Origin of the sequence: Neorhizobium descurainiae, from assembly GCF_051400715.1 — a bacterium.
GTDB lineage: Bacteria > Pseudomonadota > Alphaproteobacteria > Rhizobiales > Rhizobiaceae > Neorhizobium.
Genome location: NZ_JBLFFK010000061.1, coordinates 1 through 3090, shown reverse-complemented (window position 1 = coordinate 3090; position 3090 = coordinate 1). Strand labels below are relative to the sequence as shown.

Below are 3090 nucleotides of genomic sequence, written 5' to 3'. Positions count from 1 at the left end.
GAACCGTCCGAATGCTGGATCGTAGTATCTTGCGTTGAGGTACATGAGGCCGGTTTCGGGATCGAAGCGTTCGCCGATATAGCCCTTCTCGGTCTGCATCGCCTTGTTGGTCGGCTCGCCATAGGCGGCATAGGCGGTCTGCTCGGCAAGCGTCCCCGCCTCGTTGGTCACCAGCCTGACGGAGGACAGATGATCGCGATGCAGGAAGGACTTGGTTGTTGTCCCCGCCGCCGTGGTGGTGACCTTCAGGTCGGGATGCGGATAGCGAGTATAGACTTCCGCGCCCGGGGTCGTGCGGTCGATCTCGACGTTCGCATTGGCATAGAGCGTCTTGCCGAAGGCCCAGGTCTTGATCGCCCGCGCGCCATCCGGACCGTAGGCGAAGGTGACCGCAGCACCTGACTGCGTGACGCTTTCGAGCAGGTTCGAGCGGTCCCAGGCAAGCGTGCGGGTGCCGTCCGAGACCATGTTGCCGTTGGCGTCGTAGCCGATCGTCTTCGTGCCGATCTTGGTCGCCGCATGCGGCCGGACCGCAGTCCCGGCCGGATAGGTATAGGCGCCGACCTTGGTGCGCGACAGGAGATTGCCGGTCAGCGAATAGCTGTAGGTCTCGTCGAGCGCGTTGTTGCCGGCATTGTCGGCCGAGGTCAGACGCCCGAGGTCGTCATAGCCATAGGTCCAGCTGTCGGAAGCCGTCAGCCCCACGATCGTCTTGATCCGGCCGAGCTTGTCGCGCGCGGTGTACTGATTGTCCATCAGCACCGTCGTGCCTTTCTTCGTCGTCACCCGCGTCAGCCAGCGCCGCTCGGGCGAATAGGCGAACGTCGTCGAAACCCCGTTGGCATAGGTGATCGACGCCGTCTGGCCGTCCGCCTCGTAGGTCGCCGCCGTGACATGGCCGGGGATGGTCAGGAGCCTGTTCGCGGTGTTGTAGGTCCAGGGCGCCGACGCCGTGCCGACATTGACGTTGGCCGGCGTATAGGCGATCGACAGCGTCAGGTCGGCCTTGCCCTTCGTCTCCGTCGTCGTGTGGGTGATCCCGTCGATCACCGACTTCGTCGTCAGCACCGTGCCCGAACCGGTCAGGCTGCGGCTGTAGCTGTGCTTGGCGGCCCCATTGGTCGATACCGTCAACAGCCCGACATTGTGGAACGGCGCGGCGCCCACCCCGGTCTCGGCCGTGTCGTAGGTGTTGGTCGCCGTCACCGTCGCCGCCGTCTCGCCCGCTCCCTTCACCTGCTTCTTCAAGAGCCGGCCCATCTGGTCATAGGAAAGCGTCGTCACCGCGCCACGCGCGTCCGTCTGGCTGATGAGCCGGTTGGCGTTGTCATAGGCATAGGACCAGCTGCCGAGGTCCGGATCGCTCGCCGTCAGCCGGTTGCCCAGAAGATCGTGGGTATAGGTCCACACCGCCCCGCTATGATCGCGTACCCCCCTCAGCCGGCCGAGAACGTCGTAGCTGCGGCGCTCGTTCATCCAGCCCCCCGGCACCTGCATTGCCTTGAGGATCACGTTGCCGTCCTTATCCATGACGGTTCGTTGGATCTTGCCCTCCTCGTCCGTCATGCGAACATCCGTTACTGGCAGATCCGGAAGGTCACTAATGGTGGCCGGCTGCACGAGATAGGTATAGGTCCGCTGCGAGGCATCCGGGTTGACCGTCTTCACCACCCGGTCGTTCCAGTCGTAGGAATTGTCCGTGACCTGCATCGTGCCGCCCGAGAAGTAGGGGAAGCTCGTCCTGGCGACATTGCCGCGCCCATCGTAGCGTGTATCCGTCAACCGCGTCGGCCCGCTCGTCGTATCGCGCGGCGTCTGCATCCGCCACGGCCGACCGAGCCCGTCATAGAACGTGCGGGTGAACACGTCCCCTGTCCCCGTCGCCAAGGGCTCATAGGTCACCACCGCCTGGCTTGCCGGATTGCCTTCGTTCTCATAGCGGGTGTTGACATATTTGCCGGTGCCGGAGTTCGTATAGCCATACGGCCGGCAATAGGGGTCGTAGGTGAACGTCTCCGTCACCCCGTTCCAGTCCACCTTCGAGGCCGGCTTGCCGCACGAATAATCCGGCACGTAGCTCGTCACGAACCGCGTATCCGCCGCAAGGCTGCCATTGGCGAAGTACTTCGGCGCACGCTCCTTCACCACATGGAGCTTGTAGGTCGTGTCGTAATCCCATTCCGTCCGGTTGCCCGCCCCGTCCACATGCGAAAGACGGTTGCCGTAAGCGTCGTAGGTGAAGGTCTCGGCATAATAGCTCGACGTCGGCTCGACCGACTTGTAGCGCCGCAGCATCGTCACATTGCCGTTGACAGGCGGCGTCGCGTCGCTGGTGGCGCCGTCATAGAAGAACACCCGGTGCTGCTCATACACATCCGTCGACGTGCTGAAGCCGCCCGAGCGGACATTGCTCGCCCGCGGCAGCGACACGATATAGGCCGTCGTGTTCGGCGCATAGGACGTCACCGTCCACGTCTCGTCACCGGTCAAATCCGTGCGGCCGAAGTCGCGGATCTGGGTGATGTTGCCATAAGCGTCGAAGCTGCGCTCCTTGCGCAGCACCAGCGAACTGGTCTCGTTCAGCGTCGTCTCCGTCACCGTGTTCAACGCCCGGTACGGCTTCGTCGTGGCGTTGACCGAATAGGTCTCCGTCACCGTCCTCGAGGCCGTCCCCGCCGCATTGCGCGTCACCGTCTGCGCCGGCAGGCCGTAGCTCGCCAGATCCTGACGGTAGGTGATCTCCGTCACCGGACGCGCCGTCTCCCCCCAGGCCAGCGGCTTCGTCACCGTGATCGTCTTGTAGCCCAGGAACTTCCGCGCCTTCGGATCGTAAAGACCGCCCGCATAGGCATAGTCCGTCACCCCCGTCGTCAGCCGCCCGTCGCTCACCGTCAGCTTCGTCACCGCATGCAACACCTGCGGCATGTAGACGTTCGTCCACCGCGTCGACGGCGTGTAATCCACCGAAACCGTCCCGCCAGTCTCCAACTTCACGCTCCGCAACAGGTTCGGATTGCCAGCGCCAGATTGCGAGATCATCAGATCGGTGTATGTGCGAAGAAAATCCGGCAGACCATCTCCGTTGAAATC

1 protein-coding gene is annotated in these 3090 nt (G+C 63.5%); it reads right to left on the bottom strand.

Features of this window, described 5'->3' with window-relative positions; all coding sequences use genetic code 11:
- On the bottom strand, positions 1-3090 hold a 3090-nt coding region (locus ACMGE0_RS33350; protein WP_436820134.1), incomplete at both ends, for an RHS repeat domain-containing protein.